Genomic DNA, 17227 nt, shown 5'->3' with positions numbered 1-17227 from the left:
CGGTGGTAGCGGCGACCACTAGGCTGGAACGCATGCTCCCGCACCACATCGAAGCCCTTGATGCATGGCGCTCGCTTCCCATCAAGCAGCAGCCGCAGTGGCCCGACGCGGACCGCGTCGCCGACGTCTCCCAGCAGATCTCGACCCTCCCGCCGCTGGTCTTCGCCGGCGAGGTCGACAACCTTCGCGACCGGCTCGCACGCGCCGCATCCGGTCAGGCGTTCCTGCTCCAGGGCGGCGACTGCGCGGAGACCTTCGCCGGAGCGACGGCCGAGCAAATCCGCAACCGCATCAAGACGGTGCTGCAGATGGCGGTGGTGCTCACGTACGGCGCCTCGATGCCCATCGTCAAGATGGGGCGCATGGCAGGCCAGTTCGCGAAGCCGCGTTCGAGCGACTCCGAGACACGTGGCGACGTCACGCTGCCCGCGTACCGCGGCGACATCGTGAACGGTTACGACTTCACCGAGGGCTCCCGCACGGCCGATCCCGGTCGACTGCTGCAGGGCTACCACACGGCGGCATCGACGCTGAACCTGATCCGTGCGTTCACGCAGGGCGGCTTCGCCGATCTCCGCGAGGTGCACTCCTGGAACAAGGGCTTCGCGCAGAACCCGGCCAACCAGCGCTACGAGCGCATGGCGGCGGAGATCGACCGCGCGATCAAGTTCATGGAGGCGGCGGGAGCCGACTTCGACGAACTCAAGCGCGTCGAGTTCTTCACGGGTCACGAGGGTCTGCTGATGGACTACGAGCGTCCGATGACGCGTATCGACTCGCGCACGGATACGCCGTACAACACCTCCGCCCACTTCCTCTGGATCGGAGAGCGCACGCGTGAGCTCGACGGTGCGCACGTGGACTACTTCTCCAAGATCCGCAACCCCATCGGAGTGAAGCTCGGACCGACCACGTCGCCCGACACCGCACTCGCGCTGATCGACAAGCTCGACCCCGAGCGTGAGCCCGGGCGCCTGACTTTCATCACGCGCATGGGGGCGGGCAAGATCCGCGACGCCCTGCCGCCGCTGCTCGAAGCCGTCCGCGACTCCGGCGCCCAGCCGCTGTGGGTCACCGACCCGATGCACGGCAACGGCATCACCACGCCGACCGGCTACAAGACGCGTCGCTTCGACGACGTCGTCGACGAGGTGCGTGGCTTCTTCGAAGCGCATCGCGCGGTCGGCACGTTCCCCGGTGGCATCCACGTCGAACTGACCGGCGACGACGTCACCGAGTGCCTCGGTGGGTCCGAGCAGATCGACGAGGCGGCCCTGGCCACTCGCTACGAGAGCCTGTGCGACCCGCGTCTGAACCACATGCAGTCGCTCGAGCTCGCCTTCCTCGTGGCGGAAGAACTCGAGAAGCGCTGACCTTCCTGCACGGACGAACAAAGAGCCGCCCTCCCCGGAACTGTCCGGGAGGGCGGCTCTTTCGTCGTCCGTTCGAACGTGTACCCGTTCGAACGGACGGGGGATAGCCTCTCAGCCGCTCAGTTGGATCGAGAGGTTCACCGTGCCGCCACGCGGGAGAGACTTGTCCGAGCCCGGATCCTGGCCGGTAACCTTGGCCATCTCGGCGAAACCGGGCAGGTCTCCCCAGGCTGCGTACGTGGACTTGAATCCCTTGTCCGAGAGGATCTTCTTCGCCTCGTTCAGAGTCTTGCCCGAGACGTCGGGCACGGGGAAGAGCTCAGGGCCCTTCGAGACGATGAGCTGCACGCTGTCTCCGGGCCGCCAGTTGCCCTCTTCTGCGCGATCGGCGACACCGATCACCACATCCTTCGACACGCTGTCGCTGAAGACGTACTGCGGGTCGGCGGTGACGGTGAGTCCCTTGTCCGTGAGGGTGGAGGTCGCCTTGTCGACCGACATGCCGGCGACGTCGGGGAACTCGCCGGCCGAGACGAACAGCTCGACGGTATCGTCCTCGAAGATCTCGCACCCGTCGCCGCAGACGTACGACTCGCCGCCCGCCCTGGGAGTGACGGAGGCGTTGATGACGATGCCCGCGTCGGCGTCGGAGAAGAGCAGGAGCGAGGTGTCCGTGACGTTGACGTTGAGGCCGGCCAGGTAGTCGCGCGCATCCTGCTCGGCGCGTCCGTTCAGCGGATCGAGGGTGTGGGACGCCGGTCCTGCGGAGACGATCACGGAGACCGAGGCGCCCTTGTCGAGGCGCGCGCCCTCGGCCGGATCGGTCTCGATCACCGTTCCGGCAGGGATGTCGATGGAGAACTCGTCCTTCTGCGTGGGGACGAACCCGGCTTCGCTCAGGGTCGCTGCGGCTGCGTCGTAGGTGCCGCCGGCGACGGCTGGTACGGCGATGAGCGAACCAGGGCCGGAACCGAACCACCAGCCGACTCCGCCCGCGAGCACCGCGAGCAGCAGGACGAGAGCGAGCAGGAAGGCGCCGCGGGCGCGACGTTTGGATGCGCGTCTGCGCAGGAGCGTCGCGTTGTCCAGCGTCGCAGGGACGGGAGCCGTGGGGTCGGCGATGGGCATGGTGCCCGGCATCACCTTGGTGAGGTCTCCGGAATCGCCGTGGCTGTGCTGCGGGGCGGTGGCTCTGGCCGCGGTCGGGGTGATGCCGAGGTCGCGCTCGATCTCCCGCAGGCGCTCGAGCATCTGCTGGGCATCGTCCGGTCGATCGTCCGGTGACTTCTCGGTGGCCCAGAGCACGAGCTCGTCGAGCTGCTCCGGCACGGAGGGATTGCGCACGCTGGGACGCGGTACCGATTCCGTGGCGTGCTGGAACGCGATCTGCATCGGCTGCTCGCCCTTGTACGGCTGCTCGCCGACCAGCATCTCGTAGAGCATGATGCCGAGGGCATAGATGTCGCTGCGGGCATCGGCGGTGCCGCGCGTGACGAGTTCGGGGGCGAGGTAGGCGATCGTCCCGAGCAGCTGCTGCCCGGTCGCGGTGTTCGCGGTGGTCGCCCGCGCCAATCCGAAGTCACCGATCTTGATGCGGCCGTCTTCCGCGAGGAGGACGTTCTCCGGCTTCACATCGCGATGCACGATCCCCGCACGGTGCGCCGCCGAGAGGCCCGCCAGGATCGCATCCATGATCGTGATGGTCTGCGGGATGGTCAGACGCTTCTGCTCGCGGAGGAGCTCACGCAGCGTGATGCCGGGGAGGTACTCCATCACGAGATAGGCGAGTTCGCCGTCCTGTCCCTGGTCGAACACGTTGACGACATGCGGGTCGGCCAGGCGGGCAGCGGCTCGCGCCTCCTGGATGAAGCGGCTCTGGAAGGCGGAGTCGTCGCTGAGATGCGCGTGCATCACCTTGAGAGCGATGCGACGTTCGAGGCGGAGGTCGGTCGCGACGTAGACCGTCGCCATGCCGCCCCGAGCGATGCGAGCGCGGACGCGGTACCGGCCGTCGACAAGCCGCCCGATGAGGGGGTCGGCCTGCTGATTGGTCGTCACGTCAGAATTCTATGGAGAACTGCCTGAAAGGCAGGGGAGCGGCTCACCCCTCGCGCCTGCGGGTTTTCCCGAATGTCGTCAACCGTGGAGCGCGAGCCAGGCATATGCTTGCGCCTCCCACTGTCCGTACCTCTCGGGATAGGCCGAGATCTGGACCGCCTGAGCAGCGTCCGTGAAGGCCATGTTCTCCCAGCCGGGGATGTCGAGAAGCCCACGCGTCACCTGGCCGTTGGGATCGTTCTGCCCTCCGTAGAACACGCGGGTGCTCCGATCAGCGTCCATGATCTGGGCTGGCGTTCCCCAGCCGGTGCTGGGACGCTGCTGGAAGATGCCGAGTGAGTCGCGGTCGCCCCAGTCGAGGTTTCGCAGACCCGACTCGACCATGCCCGTTGCGAGAGCGATCGCGATCGCCCGGTCGGACACCCCGATCTCGCGGCCGATGCGGATGATCAGCGCGGCGTTCGAAGCCTGCTCCGCCGTCAATGCCGCCGTCTGCTGGCCTCCCGCCGCCGATGGGGCCGCCGCCGGTGTCGCCGCAGGCGCTGCCGCCGGCGATCCCTGGAGGGAGAGTGTCTGTCCCGGGTAGATGATCGATGACGGCCCGAGGCCGTTCGCGGCGTACAGCGCCTGCGTCGTGGTCCCGTACTTCTGCGCGATGCCGAACAGGGTGTCGCCTGCGACGACGGTATGGGACGCGGCAGACGCCGGGGCCGGGGCCGGGGACGGGGCCGGGTTCGGCGCCGCGGCCGCTACGGGGGCGGCAGCAGCCGGCGCGCCGACCGAACCGCTGATGACGAGGTTCTGGCCGGGGAAGATCATCGATGCGCGTGTGAGCCCGTTCGCTGCCAGCACGGCATCGACGGAGGTCCCGTACTTCCGGGCGATGTCGTAGACGGTGTCGCCCGCGACGACCTGATGCGTCGCGGCGGCTGCGGGAGTGGGAGAGGTGGGCGCAGGGGCTGTCGGCGCTGGCGAAGGCGCGAGCGTGAGTGTCTGGCCGGGGTAGATCACTGAGCGCCAGGACAGGCCGTTCCAGGTCAGGACGTCGACCGCGCGCAAACCGAACCGCGAGGCGATCGCCGACACCGTGTCGCCGGGCTGGACGCGGTAGGTCGATGGTGCCGCCTCGCTGGGTGCGACACGTGCGGGAAGAAGGCGAGGCCGCTCGACGGCAGACGTGTCCGTGTGCGCAGTCGCTCCGGCCGGCGCAGCGGTGAGAGCGGTCGCCAGTGCTCCGAGCACCGCTGCAGGCACTCCGATCTGCAGGTGTCGCGTTCGACGCGTGGCGGTCTTCAGAATCAAGGTCTGCCCCCTTTTTCGAGCTTTTCACGCTGACACGGATGTAAACAGAAGTCAACAGAAGTGACGCAAGTGAACGGTGTGACTGGAGTGCCGACATGCGCGGATCATCCGGAGGTGAGATAGTGGGCGACGTGTCTGAGAACGTTGCCGGAACCCCTGCCGCCGTCGAGTGGCTGACGATGCCCGACCTCGTCGAGGTGCTCGACGAACCCCTCGGCCGTGTGCGCCGTCTGATCGATGAGCACTATCTCGTCGGCTCTCGTCGCAACGGAGCATTCGCGGTGCCGTCCGTCTTCATCGTCGACGGGCACCCGCTGAGCTCACTGCGCGGAACCGTGATCGTGCTTCAGGACGCCGGGTTCACCGACGACGAGCTGATCGACTGGCTCCTCGCGGAGGAGGAGAGCCTGGGGCGTTCCCCGATCAACGCGCTGCTGGCCGGGCACAAGAGCTCGGTGCGGCGCTTGGCGCGCACGCTCGCCTGACCCGTCAGGCCGAGCGCACCGTCGCCGCTCGTGCGAGATCACGCAGCTCGCCGACGGCGGCGTTGTCCAGGCGGGCACCTGACAGTGCGCGATCGGCGTCGCGCGCATAGCCGGTGATCATCGCCTCCACCTGATCAACGGCCCCCGATTCACGGATGGTGGCCTGGAGGAACGTCACCTGCTGCGGGGTGAGCTCCGGGTCGCCCAGCATCTCGTCCATCAGGTTCCGTGCGGAGGCGTCGAGCGTCTGTCTGGTGAGAGCGATCAGGACGGTCCGCTTGCCCTCCCGGAGGTCATCCCCGGTCGGCTTGCCCGTGACGGACGGGTCGCCGAACACTCCGAGCACATCGTCGCGCAGCTGGAAGGCCATGCCGACGGGATGTCCGAAGCGGCGCAGGGCCTCCGTCTGATCAGGGTCGGCTCCGGCGAACGCGCCGCCGAGGATCAGGGGCTGCTCGATGCTGTACCTCGCGGACTTGAGGGATGCCACGCGCAGCGCCCGTTCCGCGTGCAGGCTCCCATCGTTCACGCTCCACGCCGACTCTTCGGCGATGTCGAGGAACTGCCCGGTGGTGACATCCCTCCGCATCCTCGCGTACTCGGAGCGCACGGTGCGCGCGTGCGGCTGCCCGTCGAGGGCGGATTCCAGCAGGTCGTCGCTCCAGGCGACGAGGAGATCGCCGAGAAGGATCGCGGATGCGCGGCCGAAGGCGTCTGCGTCTCCCGTCCATCCCGCGGCACGGTGGGAGGCCTCGAGCGCGCGGTGCGCAGCCGGACGACCACGGCGCGTGTCCGAGTTGTCGATCAGGTCATCGTGGACGAGGGCCGCGGACTGGAAGATCTCCAGCGCGGTGCAGATGTCCCACAGGGCGTCGGGTTCTGTCGCATCGCGGCGGTCCCCGAAGGCCGAGACGGCACGCCAACCTGCGTGACAGAAGCGCGCACGCAGGCGTTTGCCGCCGTCGAGGGTGCCGGCGGCCGCGTCGAGGAACGCCACCGCGTCCGGACCGTAGTCCGTCGCTTCGTCCCGCATCCGCGAGAGAAAGCGGTCGAGGTGTGCGGCGACGGCGTCGGGGACGGGGGAGGAGGACGGCACGACTCCCAGCATACGTAAAGCAAGGGGAGGCCGAACTGCTAGCCCCGAACGCCTTCGCGCGCGTAGAATGGAAGGCACGATACCCGAGGGGGACGAAATGCCACTCTCCGAACAGGAGCAGCGTCTGCTCGACGAGATGGAACGCCATCTCCTTCACAATGATGCCGACGTCGTCACCGCGCCGTCCGGTGATCGAGCATTGAGCTACCGAAATCTCGTCTACGGTGCGCTCCTCCTGCTCGCCGGTGTCGGTGGTCTGGTCGCCGGAGTCATCCTCGGCGGTGTCTGGGGAATCGTCGTCGGCGTCGTCGGATTCGCGGCGATGCTCGCCGGAGTCATGGTCGCCGTGACGCCCGTTCGGCGGACGACCGCGACGGCACCACGAGAGCACTCCGCTCCCAAGCGACAGGAATCCGCGTCCTTCATGGATCGGATGAACGATCGATGGGATCGACGCCAAGACGGTCACTGACCTCTCTCAGATCTTCACCACCGAAGCCCGGATGCTCAGCATCCGGGCTTCTGTCGTTAACTCCGGGCGGGGGAGGGCCGGCCGCTGACCCGCGAGATCCCTCCACTTGCCCTCCACCTTCCTCCACCGCGGAATCTCGCGGCTTTTCAGGGTGCCCGCTCAAGCTGACCGCGATAGTCTGCGGATTGGTCGTAGGTAAGTGGAGGAAAGTGGAGTAAAGTGGGGCGCACCTCGAGTTGGCCGGACGCAGAGGGGGTGATGGCCGATGTTGCTGGGTACGCACTCTCCGAAGCTGGACGACAAAGGACGGGTCATCCTTCCTGCGAAGTTCCGCGAAGACCTCGGCGGCGGCATCGTCGTCACCCGAGGGCAGGAACGGTGCCTCTACGTGTTCAGCACGGCCGAGTTCGAGGCGATGCACGAGCGGATCCGGCAGGCGCCGCTCGCCAACAAGCAGGCACGTGACTTCATGCGCCTGTTCCTCTCCGGAGCCAGCGCGGAGATGCCAGACAGCCAGAACCGCATCACCATCCCGGCGCACCTGCGTCAGTACGCAGGTCTGCAGAAGGAACTCATCGTCACCGGAGTCGGCGCCCACGCCGAGATCTGGGACGCCGAGAGCTGGAACGCCTACCTCGCCGCCGGCGAGGAGACCTACTCCGACCTCGAGCAGGAGGTGATTCCGGGACTCTTCTGACCACGGCTGTGATGCCCCGCCGCTCCCGCCCCGACACACTTCCCCGGTGCCGGGTCGAGAAGCGGAGGGGGATCAGAGCCGAAGGTCACCCCGAGAAAGATCATGAACCTCCGAGACATCCACACCCCCGTCCTGCTCGACCGCTGTGTCGAGCTGCTCGCTCCCTCCCTTCACGCGGACGGTGCGGTCCTCGTCGACGCCACGCTCGGCATGGGCGGCCACTCCGAGGCGCTGCTCGAACGCTTCCCGAACATCCGTCTGGTCGGGCTCGACCGCGACACCGATGCACTGCGCATCGCGGGGGAGCGGCTCGCACGCTTTCGCGACCGTGTGACTCTCGTACACACGGTGTACGACGAAATCGGCCTGCACGCCCAGGGCGCGTCCGGCATTCTTTTCGATCTCGGAGTGTCCTCCCTGCAACTCGACGAGGCCGAGCGTGGCTTCGCGTACTCCAAGGACGCTCCGCTCGACATGCGGATGGACCAGACCAAGGGGGTCACCGCCGCCGATGTCATCGCCACGTACAGCGAAGGCAACCTCCGTCGCATCTTCGAGCGGTACGGCGAGGAGAAGCTCGCAGGCCGCTACGCCCGCTTCATCATCGAGGCACGTCAGAAGCAGCCCATCACGCGGTCGGGCGAGCTCGTCGACATCCTGATCGCGGCTACTCCCGCTGCCGCTCAACGAGCGGGTCACCCCGCCAAGCGCGTGTTCCAGGCGTTGCGCATCGAGGTCAACACGGAACTCAACGTGTTGGCCGACGCTATCCCCTCGGCCATGGATGCGCTCAGCGTCGGAGGACGCATCGTCGTGATGTCGTACCAGTCGCTGGAAGACCGCCTCGTGAAGCAGGCGTTCGCCGCCGCGGCGGCGTCGTCCGCACCCGCGGGTCTTCCGGTCGAGCTCCCCGAACACGCCCCGCGGTTCCGCATCCTGACCAAGGGAGCAGAACTCGCCGACGATGATGAGCGCGCGCGCAACCCGCGGGCGATCCCGGTGCGTCTGCGCGCCGCCGAGAAGCTGCGGGAGAGCGCATGAGCCTGAACGCCGTCGTCCGGAAGCCGGTACAGCCGGTCGCGCCGGAGAGGACCCCGCAGCGGAAGCTGCAGCCGGTCACACGTCCCGTCGCCCGCCGCAAGCCCAAGCTCGCCTATGCCCTCATCGCACTGGGGGGAGCACTCGCGATCGGTGCCGCGCAGATCGCGCTCTCGCTCGCGATCACCCAGGACTCGTTCACCCTCGCCAGTCTCTCGTCGCAGCAGCGCGAGCTGAATCTCAAGACGCACGCTCTCCAGGAGGAACTGACCGGAGTCAGCTCCCCGCAGGTGCTCGCGAGCAGCGCGGCCGGCCTCGGAATGGTGGTCGCCGGGTCGCCGTCGTATCTGCGCCTCAGCGATGGAGCCGTCTTCGGTACCGGCGACGGCGCCGATTGGACCTCGACGGTCAACCCCGACGGCGTCGGAGCCGTGAGCAACTCGCTCATCGTGGAACCGCCACCCCCTCCTGCGGAGGAGACGGACGGCGCAGCGACGACCGAGCAGCCGACGCAGGACCTTCCGCCGTCGATCACCGACGGCCTGCCGAGCCCCACGACGCACTGACACCCACGATCGACGGAGAGATCCCATGACGACACGAGCCACCCGCGGACCGCGGCGACGCACAGTCGTCGCCCTCGCCGTCATCCTTGCGGTGCTGTGCGCCTTCGTCGTGCGGCTGGTCGACATCCAGGTGGTCAGCGCCGATGAGCATGTCTCCGACTCTCTCGAGCACATCGGGGCGAGCTCGGCCATCTCCGGGCAGCGCGGATCGATCGTCGACTCCTCCGGCACAGTGCTCGCCTCCAGCGTGATGGTCTACGACGCCCAGCTCAGCCCCCAGGTCATCATGCTCATGGAGGAGAACGACCCCAAGCTGCCGTGGGCCGAGGCCTCCGAGAAGATCGCGGCCATCACCGGGCAGACCGGGGAGGAAGTGCGTGCACTGGTGTCGAACGCCCTCGCGGAGAATCCGAACAGCCAGTACGCACCCCTCAAGAAGGGGCTGAACACCGAGCAGTACATGAAGCTGCGGGACCTGGGAGTCGGCTCCTATCTCGCCCTCAAGGCGCGCGAGACCCGGGTCTACCCGAACGGTGCGGTCGCCGGAAACCTCCTCGGCTACCTCGACAGCTCCGGTGAGGCGCAGGCCGGCGTGGAGCAGCTGGACGACTCCTGCCTCGCGCCCGTCGACGGCGAGGAGAGCTATCGCATCGGCAAGGACGGCGTCGTGATCCCCGGGAGCGAGCGCACGGTCGACGCCGTGAACGGCGGCTCCGTGCAGTTGACCATCAACAGCGACCTCAACTGGTACCTGCAGCAGATGATCGCCGAGGAGGCGCAGACCCAGGGCGCCAAGGGCGGCACGGTCACGGTGGTCGAGGTGAAGACCGGCAAGATCAGGGCGGCGGCCGAGTGGCCCGCGCTGGATCCCAACGATCTCGATGCTTCGACCCCGGCGACGAGGGCCAGCCAGATCTTCCACAAGGACTTCGAACCGGGATCGACGTTCAAGGCGATCACCGCGGCCGCGGCCATCGAGGGCGCCGGCCTCACCCCCTACAGCACCGTGAGTGCGGCCTCCCGCGAGAAGTTCCCGAACGGTGCCGTCGTCAACGACGCATTCACCCACCCCGCCTACAACTACACCCTCGCCGGCGGACTCATCGACTCGTCGAACGTCGCGCTGTCGAAGTTCGGCACCATGGTGAGTCCCGAGGTCCGCTACGACTACCTCGAGCGGTTCGGGGTCGGCGACAAGACGCTCGACTTCCCGTCCGAGGTCGGCGGCATCCTGCACCCCGTCAAGGACTGGGACAGCCAGTCGCTGTACACGACCACGTTCGGTCAGTACTTCACGGTGACGGCTGCCCAGCTCGCCGGCGCCTACCAGGCGATCGCCAACGGTGGAGAGAAGATCGACCTCTCGCTCGTCGAGTCGTGCACGGGATCCGACGGCAAGGTCACCACACCGGCAGACCCGAAGCACGAGCAGATCATCAAGGAGCAGACGGCAGGCGAGCTCACCCGGATGCTGGAGAACGTCGCGGTGCAGGGCGGCAATGCGGAGCGCATCCAGGTGCCGGGCTACCGCGTGACCAGCAAGACGGGTACTGCCCAGGTCTCCGACGGCAACGGCGGATACAAGTCCGGGGTGTACTACACCAGCATGGTGGGGTTCGCGCCGGTCGACGATCCGCAGTACGTCGTCGTGGTCACCCTCGACGAGCCGACTAAGGTTGTATCGTCCGCGGCCACCGCATCCGCCTTCCAGAAGGCGATGACGCAGGTGATGAAAACCTATCGCGTGATGCCGTCCTCTGTCCCGATGGACGAGCTCCTCCCCAAGTTCGGATAGTCGGCGAGAGCCGCGCATGGAGATGACATGATCGCCCTGACGCTCGCTGAGATCGCCGCCGCAGTCGGCGGTGATCTTCGCGTGGTCGCACCAGACACACCCGAGACCGTGGTCGATGGCCTGGTCGACACGGATTCGCGGATGATGGGCCCCGGCTCGCTCTTCGTGGCCAAACCCGGAGCCGAGACCGACGGTCACCGATTCGTCGGATCCGCCGTCGAGGCGGGCGCCGTGCTGGCCATCGTCGAGCATCCCGTCGACGTCGCGGTGAGCCAGATCATCGTCGCGGACGCCGTCACCGCTCTCGGGGCACTCGCCAGAGAGGTCGTCGCGCGAGTCCGTGCCGCGGGTGAGCTCCGCATCGTCGGCATCACGGGGTCCAACGGCAAGACCACCACCAAGAACTTCCTCGCACGCATCCTCGAGGACGAGGGCGAGACGGTCGCGCCCGTGAAGTCGTTCAACAACGAAGTCGGCGCTCCCGTCACCATGCTCCGCGTGACGGAGAGCACGCGGTACCTCGTGAGCGAGTTCGGAGCGGCGGCTCCGGGGAGCATCGCCCACCTCGCCGGCCTCGTGGAGCCCGACGTCGCCGTGGTGCTGATGGTCGGCATGGCGCACGCCGGCGGCTTCGGCGGAATCGAAGCGACGGCGAAGGCCAAGGCCGAACTCGTCGCGGCGGCCCGTGTGCCGGGGACGGCTGTGCTGAACGTCGACGACCCCAGGGTCGCGGCGATGCGGGAGCTCGCGGACTCCCGCGGCCTGCGCACGGTCGGCTTCGGCCAGGGCCCGACAGCCGATGTGCGAGCCCACGACATCGAGGTGTCGGCCTCCGGCACCTCCTGCATCGTCGAGGTCGGCGGGCAGAGTCTGCCCCTGCTGCTCCGGGTCCTCGGGGCTCACCACATCTCCAACGCTCTGGCAGCGATCGCCTCGGCGCTGGTCCTGGGCGTCGCGCCCGTCGATGCCGTGGCGCGTCTCGAGACCGTCGAGATCGCCGAGCGGTGGCGGATGCAGCCCCTGGGCAACGACCGCGTTCGGATCATCAACGACGCCTACAACGCCAGCCCGGATTCCATGGCCGCTGCCTTGCGCACTCTCGCGCAGATCACCGGCCCCGAAGAGCGCACGGTCGCCGTCCTCGGTGCCATGAGCGAGCTCGGCGAGAGCGCGGGGGAGGAGCACGACAGGATCGGGCTGCTCGCCGTGCGTCTGAACATCCAGCGGATCGTGGTCGTCGGCGCCGAGGCGCGACGGCTGTATCTCGCCGCCGTCGGAGAGGGTTCGTGGGACAGCGAGGCTGTGCATCTGCCCGACCAGGACGCGGCGTTCGAGTATCTGCGCACCGAGCTCCGCGACGGCGATCGCGTGCTCGTGAAGTCATCCAACTCCGTGGGCCTCCGGCATCTCGGCGATCGTCTGGGAGAATTGTTCTCGTGAGGTCTCTCATCATGTCGGCGGCGATCTCGCTCGCCTTCACCCTGTTCCTGACCCCCGTCTTCCTCCGGCTCTTCCGGAAGTGGGGCTGGGGGCAGGTGATCCGCACCCCGGAGTCCGTCCACAACCCGAGCCATGAGGCGAAACGCGGAACGCCGACGATGGGCGGCGTCATCTTCATCGTCGGCTCGATGGTCGGCTACTTCACCGGCGTTCTGGTCAGCGGAGAGGTGCCGGCGCTCTCGGCGCTGCTCGTGATCTGGCTGATGGTCGGTTTCGGTGCCGTCGGGTTCATCGACGACTACATGAAGGTGCGCAGCCAGCGCAGTCTCGGGCTGTCGGGCTGGCGCAAGGTGATCGGTCAGCTGCTGGTCATGATCCCCTTCGGCATCGTCGCGCTGAACTTCCCGAACAAATGGGGCCAGACGCCCGCGAGTTCCGCGATCTCGCTGTTCCGCGACATCACCTGGCTCAACCTCTTCGCCTTCGGCGTGATCCTCGGCTGGATCCTCTATCTCGTGTGGATCTCGATCATCGGGGTCGCCACCTCTAACAGCGTGAACCTGACGGACGGTCTCGACGGTCTCGCGGCCGGAGCCGGCGTCATCGTCGTCGGCGCGTACAGCCTGATCGCCTTCTGGCAGTTCAAGCAGCCCTGCATCGGCGGAGACCCCGATGCTCTCGGCGGATGCTACGAGGTGCGCGACCCGTTCAACCTGGCGATCATCGCCGCGTCCTTCGCCGCCAGCCTGATCGGCTTCCTGTGGTGGAACGCCCCGAAGGCGAAGGTCTTCATGGGCGACGTCGGGTCCATGGCGATCGGCGGTGTCATCACCGCGATGGCCATCCTGACGCGGACCGAGCTGCTCCTGCTCGTGATCGCCGGTGTCTTCGTCCTTTCCTCCGGCTCGGTCATCCTGCAGCGCGCATACTTCAAGATCACGCGCGGCAAGCGGCTGTTCCTGATGAGCCCGTTCCATCACCACCTCGAGATGCGTGGCTGGTCCGAAGTCACGATCGTGGTTCGCATGTGGATCATCGCCGGGCTGCTCGCGGTCTCCGCGGTGGGTCTCTTCTACGTCGAATGGCTGACCCGTGTCGACTGATCGGCTCGCGGGCCTCACCAGCTGGAACGCGGACTGGAGCGGCCTGCGGGTCGCCGTCCTCGGTCTCTCCATGACCGGGTTCTCGGTCGCCGACACGCTGGCCGAACTCGGCGCGGACGTGCTCGTGCTGAGCGAGGCCGCCGAAGAGGAGTACGAGCGCCTGCTCCCTGTCATCGGCGCCCGGCTCGAGCTGGGTTCGCTCGCAGAAGTCCCTGCCGTGCTGGGAGAGTTCGCCCCCGAGGTCATCGTCGCCTCGCCGGGGTTCTCGCCGTCGCACCCGGTCATCCGGTGGGCGCAGGATTCGGATATCGCGATCTGGGGAGACGTCGAGCTCGCCTGGCGCGTCCGTGACAAGGTCCTGCGCTCCGACGGCGCTCCGGCGGACTGGGTGCTCATCACGGGCACGAACGGCAAGACCACGACGACGCAGTTGACAGCCACCCTCCTCGTCGAGGGAGGACTGCGTGCGGCTCCGTGCGGCAACATCGGCGTGCCGGTGCTCGACGCGGTACGTGATCCTGCAGGGTTCGACGTTCTCGTGGTCGAACTCTCCAGCCACCAGCTCTGGTACCTGGGGCAGTCGCGGGCCGAGGGTGAGCTCTTCCCCTACGCCTCCGTGTGTCTCAACCTCGCCGACGATCATCTCGTCTGGCACGGGAGTGCTCAGGCCTACCGCGACGCGAAGGCCGTGGTCTACCGCAACACGCGGATCGCGTGCGTCTACAACAAGGCGGACGAGGCCACACGGCAGATGGTCGAGGAGGCGGAGGTCGTCGAAGGCGCCAGGGCGATCGGCTTCGACCTGGGGATCCCCGGTCCGAGCGACCTCGGCGTGGTGGAGGGCCTTCTCGTCGACAGGGCCTTCCTCGACGACAGGTCTCGCAGCGCTCTCGAGCTGACGACCGTCGCCGACCTCGACGCCGCTGGTCTGTCCGCTCCCCACATCGTGCAGAACATCCTCGCGGCGAGCGCTCTGGCGCGGTCGCTCGGTGTCGAGCCCGAGGCCATCCACACGGCCCTGCAGTCCTTCCGCCTCGATCCTCACCGCATCCAGGTGATCGCGCGGCATCGCGGCGTCACGTGGATCGACGACTCCAAGGCCACCAACCCGCATGCAGCCGCGTCATCATTGCGCGCGTACCCGGGAGCCGTATGGGTGCTCGGCGGGGACCTGAAAGGCGTCGACATCTCCGACCTGGTCGCCGACGTCGGGACGACGGCCCGGGCGGCCGTGGTGATCGGCGTCGAGCGCTCTGCCGTGGTCACGGCATTCCGGCGACACGCGCCCGGGGTGCCGGTGTTCGAGGTCGATGCTGGTGACACTGGACAGGTCATGAACCGTGTCGTGGAGATCGCCGCGGGAATCGTCGACGACGAGGGAACAGTCCTGCTGGCCCCGGCGGCGGCTTCCTTCGATCAGTTCTCCGGCTACGCGGAACGGGGCCATCGCTTCGCCGAGGCGGTGCGGGACTGGATCGACCGGGGGAGTGCCGATGACACAGGTATCCCGCCCTCCGCGCTCTGAAGCCGGCGGTCTCGCAGCCAGGGTCTCGCTCGGGCGCCGGTTCACCCCGGTGTCGACCGAGTTCCTGCTGATCGCGTCGACCGCCCTGCTGCTCACCTTGTTCGGCCTCGTGATGGTGTTGTCGGCGACCAGCGCCACTGCCGTGTCCAAGGGCGTCAATCCGCTGGACGGTGTGCTTCGTCAAGGGGTGTTCGCACTCCTCGGCATCCCGCTGATGTTCCTGATCAGCCGCCTGCCGATCGAGTTCCTCAAACGGATGGCGTGGCCGGCGCTCTTCGGCGCCGTGGCCCTGCAGATGCTCGTGTTCACTCCGCTCGGGATCGAAGACGGCGGAAACCGGAACTGGATCCGGATCGCAGGCTTCACCCTCCAGCCGTCCGAGTTCCTCAAGCTCGCTCTCGCCCTGTGGATCGCGGCCGTGCTGCTGCGCAAACGTGCGATGCTCGGCACCTGGCATCACGTCTTCATCCCGGTGATCCCGGTCGGGGCGCTGGCGATCGGCACCGTCCTCGCGGGTAAGGATCTCGGCACGGCGATGGTGCTCGTGCTCATCCTGCTCGGCTGCCTGTTCTTCTCGGGGGTCAAGCTCCGGCTGTTCATCATCCCGCTGATCCTCGGGGTCGTCGCCGTGCTCGCCTATGCGCTGTCCAGCGAAGATCGCATGCGGCGCATCACCGCGACATGCGACAACATGGCGCTCTACTACACCGATTGCTACCAGTCGATCCACGGGATCTGGGGAATGGCGACCGGTGGCATCTTCGGTCTCGGTCTCGGCAACTCCCAGGAGAAGTACGGGTGGCTCCCTGCAGCGGGCAACGACTTCATCTTCGCGATCGTCGGCGAGGAGCTGGGACTGATCGGGTGCATCGTCGTTCTCGCCCTCTTCACGTTCTTCACGATCGGCGCGTTCCACATCATCCGCAAGACCTCCGACCCCTTCATCCGGGTGGCAGCCGGCGGCATCACCGTGTGGATCGTCGGCCAGGCCGTCATGAACGTCGGCGTCGTCATTGGCGTCTTCCCCGTCATGGGCGTCCCGCTCCCGTTCATGTCGCAGGGCGGCACGGCTCTGCTCGCCGTGCTGATCGCGTGCGGAGTGCTGCTCGCATTCGCGCGCACGATTCCTGTGACCGAGAAGCGACCAGCTGAGCGGGGTAGGGTCACCAGGTGACTTCGTATCTCCTCGCCGGCGGTGGCACCGCCGGTCACGTCAATCCCCTGCTCGCGGTCGCCGATGGCCTCCGCGCCCGCGATCCCGAGGCCTCCGTTCTGGTGCTCGGCACCGCCGAGGGGCTCGAATCCCGACTGGTCCCCGCGCGCGGCTACGAGCTCCTGATCGTCGACAAGGTGCCGTTCCCGCGCCGACCGAACACGCAGGCGATGTCATTCCCCGCACGGTTCCGCCGCGCCGTCTCGCAGGTGCGCGCCCATATCCGTCAGCACGGCATCGACGTGGTCGTCGGCTTCGGGGGATACGCTTCCGCTCCTGCCTATGTCGCGGCCCGCCGTGAGCGTGTGCCGTTCGTCGTGCACGAGGCCAACGCCAAGCCGGGGCTGGCGAACGTGCTCGGTGCGCGGCGGGCAGCTGCCGTCGGCGTCGCGTTCGAGGGGACCCCGCTTCGCGGTGGTGAGGTCGTCGGCATGCCTCTGCGCCGGGAGGTCATCGCTCTCGATCGCGCGGCGTCGCGCGCCGAAGCGGCGGACTACTTCGGCGTCGACCCCGAACGGCCCGTGCTCCTGGTCTTCGGCGGCTCGCTGGGCGCACAGCGACTCAACGAGGCGCTCGCTGATTCGTGGCGAGACGTCCTCGCCGCCGGATGGCAGCTGCTGCACGTGACCGGTGAGCGCAGTGATCTGGCAGATCCCGGTGCGGACGGCTACGTGCTGCGCCGCTACGTCGACCACATGGATCTGGCCTTCGCCGTCGCGGATCTGATCGTCTCCCGTTCCGGCGCGGCGACCGTGAGCGAGATCAGCGCGCTCGGAATACCCGCGCTGTACGTCCCGTACTCCGTGGGAAACGGTGAGCAGCGTCTGAACGCCGCCTCGGCCGTCGCTGCCGGAGCTGCCGAGCTGCTCGACGATGCGACCTTCGACGGCGATGCCGTTCGGCGCATCGTGGTGCCGCTGCTGGAAGACCGGGCGCGCATCGCGAGGATGGCTGCCGCCGCTCAGACGGCCGGAACCCGTGCGGGAACCGAGAACGTCATCACCCTCATCGACCGTGCACTCGCGGCCGCCTGACGCGTCCACGAGGCCGAAGAAAAGTAGACT

At 67.6% G+C, this 17227-nt stretch carries 15 protein-coding genes; 12 read left to right on the top strand and 3 right to left on the bottom strand.

Going from position 1 to position 17227, the window contains the following annotated elements; all coding sequences use genetic code 11:
* Positions 1-32: 32 nt before the first annotated feature.
* Positions 33-1373: a class II 3-deoxy-7-phosphoheptulonate synthase gene (locus AB4070_RS03925; RefSeq protein WP_441978962.1), complete on the top strand. Its 1341-nt coding sequence runs from the start codon at positions 33-35 to the stop codon at positions 1371-1373.
* Between the two features lie 111 nt (positions 1374-1484).
* On the opposite strand, the gene pknB is transcribed toward AB4070_RS03925, so the two are convergent.
* Positions 1485-3431, bottom strand: a complete 1947-nt coding sequence (gene pknB, locus AB4070_RS03920) for a Stk1 family PASTA domain-containing Ser/Thr kinase (protein WP_441978961.1) — start codon at positions 3429-3431, stop codon at positions 1485-1487.
* A gap of 78 nt (positions 3432-3509) precedes the next feature.
* Positions 3510-4733: a LysM peptidoglycan-binding domain-containing protein gene (locus tag AB4070_RS03915; protein ID WP_441978960.1), complete on the bottom strand. Its 1224-nt coding sequence runs from the start codon at positions 4731-4733 to the stop codon at positions 3510-3512.
* 122 nt (positions 4734-4855) lie between these two features.
* Between AB4070_RS03915 and AB4070_RS03910 the strand changes: the two genes are divergently transcribed.
* Positions 4856-5218, top strand: a complete 363-nt coding sequence (locus tag AB4070_RS03910) for an Rv2175c family DNA-binding protein (RefSeq protein ID WP_441978959.1) — start codon at positions 4856-4858, stop codon at positions 5216-5218.
* Between the two features lie 4 nt (positions 5219-5222).
* On the opposite strand, the gene AB4070_RS03905 is transcribed toward AB4070_RS03910, so the two are convergent.
* The gene (locus tag AB4070_RS03905; RefSeq protein WP_441978958.1) at positions 5223-6314 is read right to left on the bottom strand and encodes a polyprenyl synthetase family protein; all 1092 of its coding nucleotides are present in this window, start codon (positions 6312-6314) and stop codon (positions 5223-5225) included.
* A gap of 97 nt (positions 6315-6411) precedes the next feature.
* Here AB4070_RS03905 and AB4070_RS03900 point away from each other — a divergent pair, with 97 nt between their 5' ends.
* From AB4070_RS03900 to AB4070_RS03855, 10 genes are all read left to right on the top strand, one after another.
* Entirely contained in the window at positions 6412-6786 is a 375-nt protein-coding gene (locus AB4070_RS03900) for a DUF3040 domain-containing protein (RefSeq protein ID WP_046749329.1), read from the top strand.
* A 265-nt stretch (positions 6787-7051) separates the two neighbouring features.
* Complete coding sequence (gene mraZ / locus AB4070_RS03895) at positions 7052-7483, top strand: division/cell wall cluster transcriptional repressor MraZ (RefSeq protein ID WP_017830220.1); 432 nt, start codon at positions 7052-7054, stop codon at positions 7481-7483.
* Positions 7484-7585: 102 nt separating this feature from the next.
* Positions 7586-8524 (top strand): 16S rRNA (cytosine(1402)-N(4))-methyltransferase RsmH, encoded by a 939-nt coding sequence (gene rsmH, locus AB4070_RS03890; RefSeq protein WP_046749328.1) that lies wholly within the window; start codon positions 7586-7588, stop codon positions 8522-8524.
* Positions 8521-9087, top strand: coding sequence for a hypothetical protein (locus AB4070_RS03885; RefSeq protein WP_441978957.1), 567 nt, complete (start codon positions 8521-8523; stop codon positions 9085-9087). Before rsmH ends, AB4070_RS03885 begins: the two co-directional genes overlap by 4 nt.
* A 25-nt stretch (positions 9088-9112) precedes the next feature.
* Positions 9113-10882, top strand: coding sequence for a peptidoglycan D,D-transpeptidase FtsI family protein (locus tag AB4070_RS03880; protein ID WP_441978956.1), 1770 nt, complete (start codon positions 9113-9115; stop codon positions 10880-10882).
* A gap of 27 nt (positions 10883-10909) precedes the next feature.
* Positions 10910-12322: a UDP-N-acetylmuramoyl-tripeptide--D-alanyl-D-alanine ligase gene (locus AB4070_RS03875; RefSeq protein WP_441978955.1), complete on the top strand. Its 1413-nt coding sequence runs from the start codon at positions 10910-10912 to the stop codon at positions 12320-12322.
* Complete coding sequence (gene mraY / locus AB4070_RS03870) at positions 12319-13425, top strand: phospho-N-acetylmuramoyl-pentapeptide-transferase (RefSeq protein WP_046749324.1); 1107 nt, start codon at positions 12319-12321, stop codon at positions 13423-13425. Before AB4070_RS03875 ends, mraY begins: the two co-directional genes overlap by 4 nt.
* Positions 13415-14950, top strand: a complete 1536-nt coding sequence (murD, locus tag AB4070_RS03865) for a UDP-N-acetylmuramoyl-L-alanine--D-glutamate ligase (protein WP_441978954.1) — start codon at positions 13415-13417, stop codon at positions 14948-14950. Before mraY ends, murD begins: the two co-directional genes overlap by 11 nt.
* Positions 14919-16124, top strand: coding sequence for a putative lipid II flippase FtsW (gene ftsW, locus AB4070_RS03860; protein ID WP_046749429.1), 1206 nt, complete (start codon positions 14919-14921; stop codon positions 16122-16124). Before murD ends, ftsW begins: the two co-directional genes overlap by 32 nt.
* Positions 16121-17197, top strand: coding sequence for a UDP-N-acetylglucosamine--N-acetylmuramyl-(pentapeptide) pyrophosphoryl-undecaprenol N-acetylglucosamine transferase (locus AB4070_RS03855; RefSeq protein WP_441978953.1), 1077 nt, complete (start codon positions 16121-16123; stop codon positions 17195-17197). The genes ftsW and AB4070_RS03855 overlap by 4 nt, the downstream gene beginning before the upstream one ends.
* Positions 17198-17227: the final 30 nt, after the last annotated feature.

The organism is Microbacterium sp. 2RAF4, assembly GCF_052115285.1.
Lineage (GTDB): Bacteria > Actinomycetota > Actinomycetes > Actinomycetales > Microbacteriaceae > Microbacterium > Microbacterium oxydans.
Note: the sequence above shows the minus strand (reverse complement) of the source record. Positions and strands in the feature narration are given on the sequence as shown.

Bases quoted from the DNA above. Each gene is read 5' to 3' on its own strand.
- AB4070_RS03880 (WP_441978956.1), top strand. From the start codon at position 9,113: ATGACGACACGAGCCACCCGCGGACCGCGGCGACGCACAGTCGTCGCC.
- ftsW (WP_046749429.1), top strand. From the start codon at position 14,919: ATGACACAGGTATCCCGCCCTCCGCGCTCTGAAGCCGGCGGTCTCGCA.
- AB4070_RS03925 (WP_441978962.1), top strand. From the start codon at position 33: ATGCTCCCGCACCACATCGAAGCCCTTGATGCATGGCGCTCGCTTCCC.
- AB4070_RS03885 (WP_441978957.1), top strand. From the start codon at position 8,521: ATGAGCCTGAACGCCGTCGTCCGGAAGCCGGTACAGCCGGTCGCGCCG.
- AB4070_RS03875 (WP_441978955.1), top strand. From the start codon at position 10,910: ATGATCGCCCTGACGCTCGCTGAGATCGCCGCCGCAGTCGGCGGTGAT.
- AB4070_RS03900 (WP_046749329.1), top strand. From the start codon at position 6,412: ATGCCACTCTCCGAACAGGAGCAGCGTCTGCTCGACGAGATGGAACGC.
- mraZ (WP_017830220.1), top strand. From the start codon at position 7,052: ATGTTGCTGGGTACGCACTCTCCGAAGCTGGACGACAAAGGACGGGTC.
- rsmH (WP_046749328.1), top strand. From the start codon at position 7,586: ATGAACCTCCGAGACATCCACACCCCCGTCCTGCTCGACCGCTGTGTC.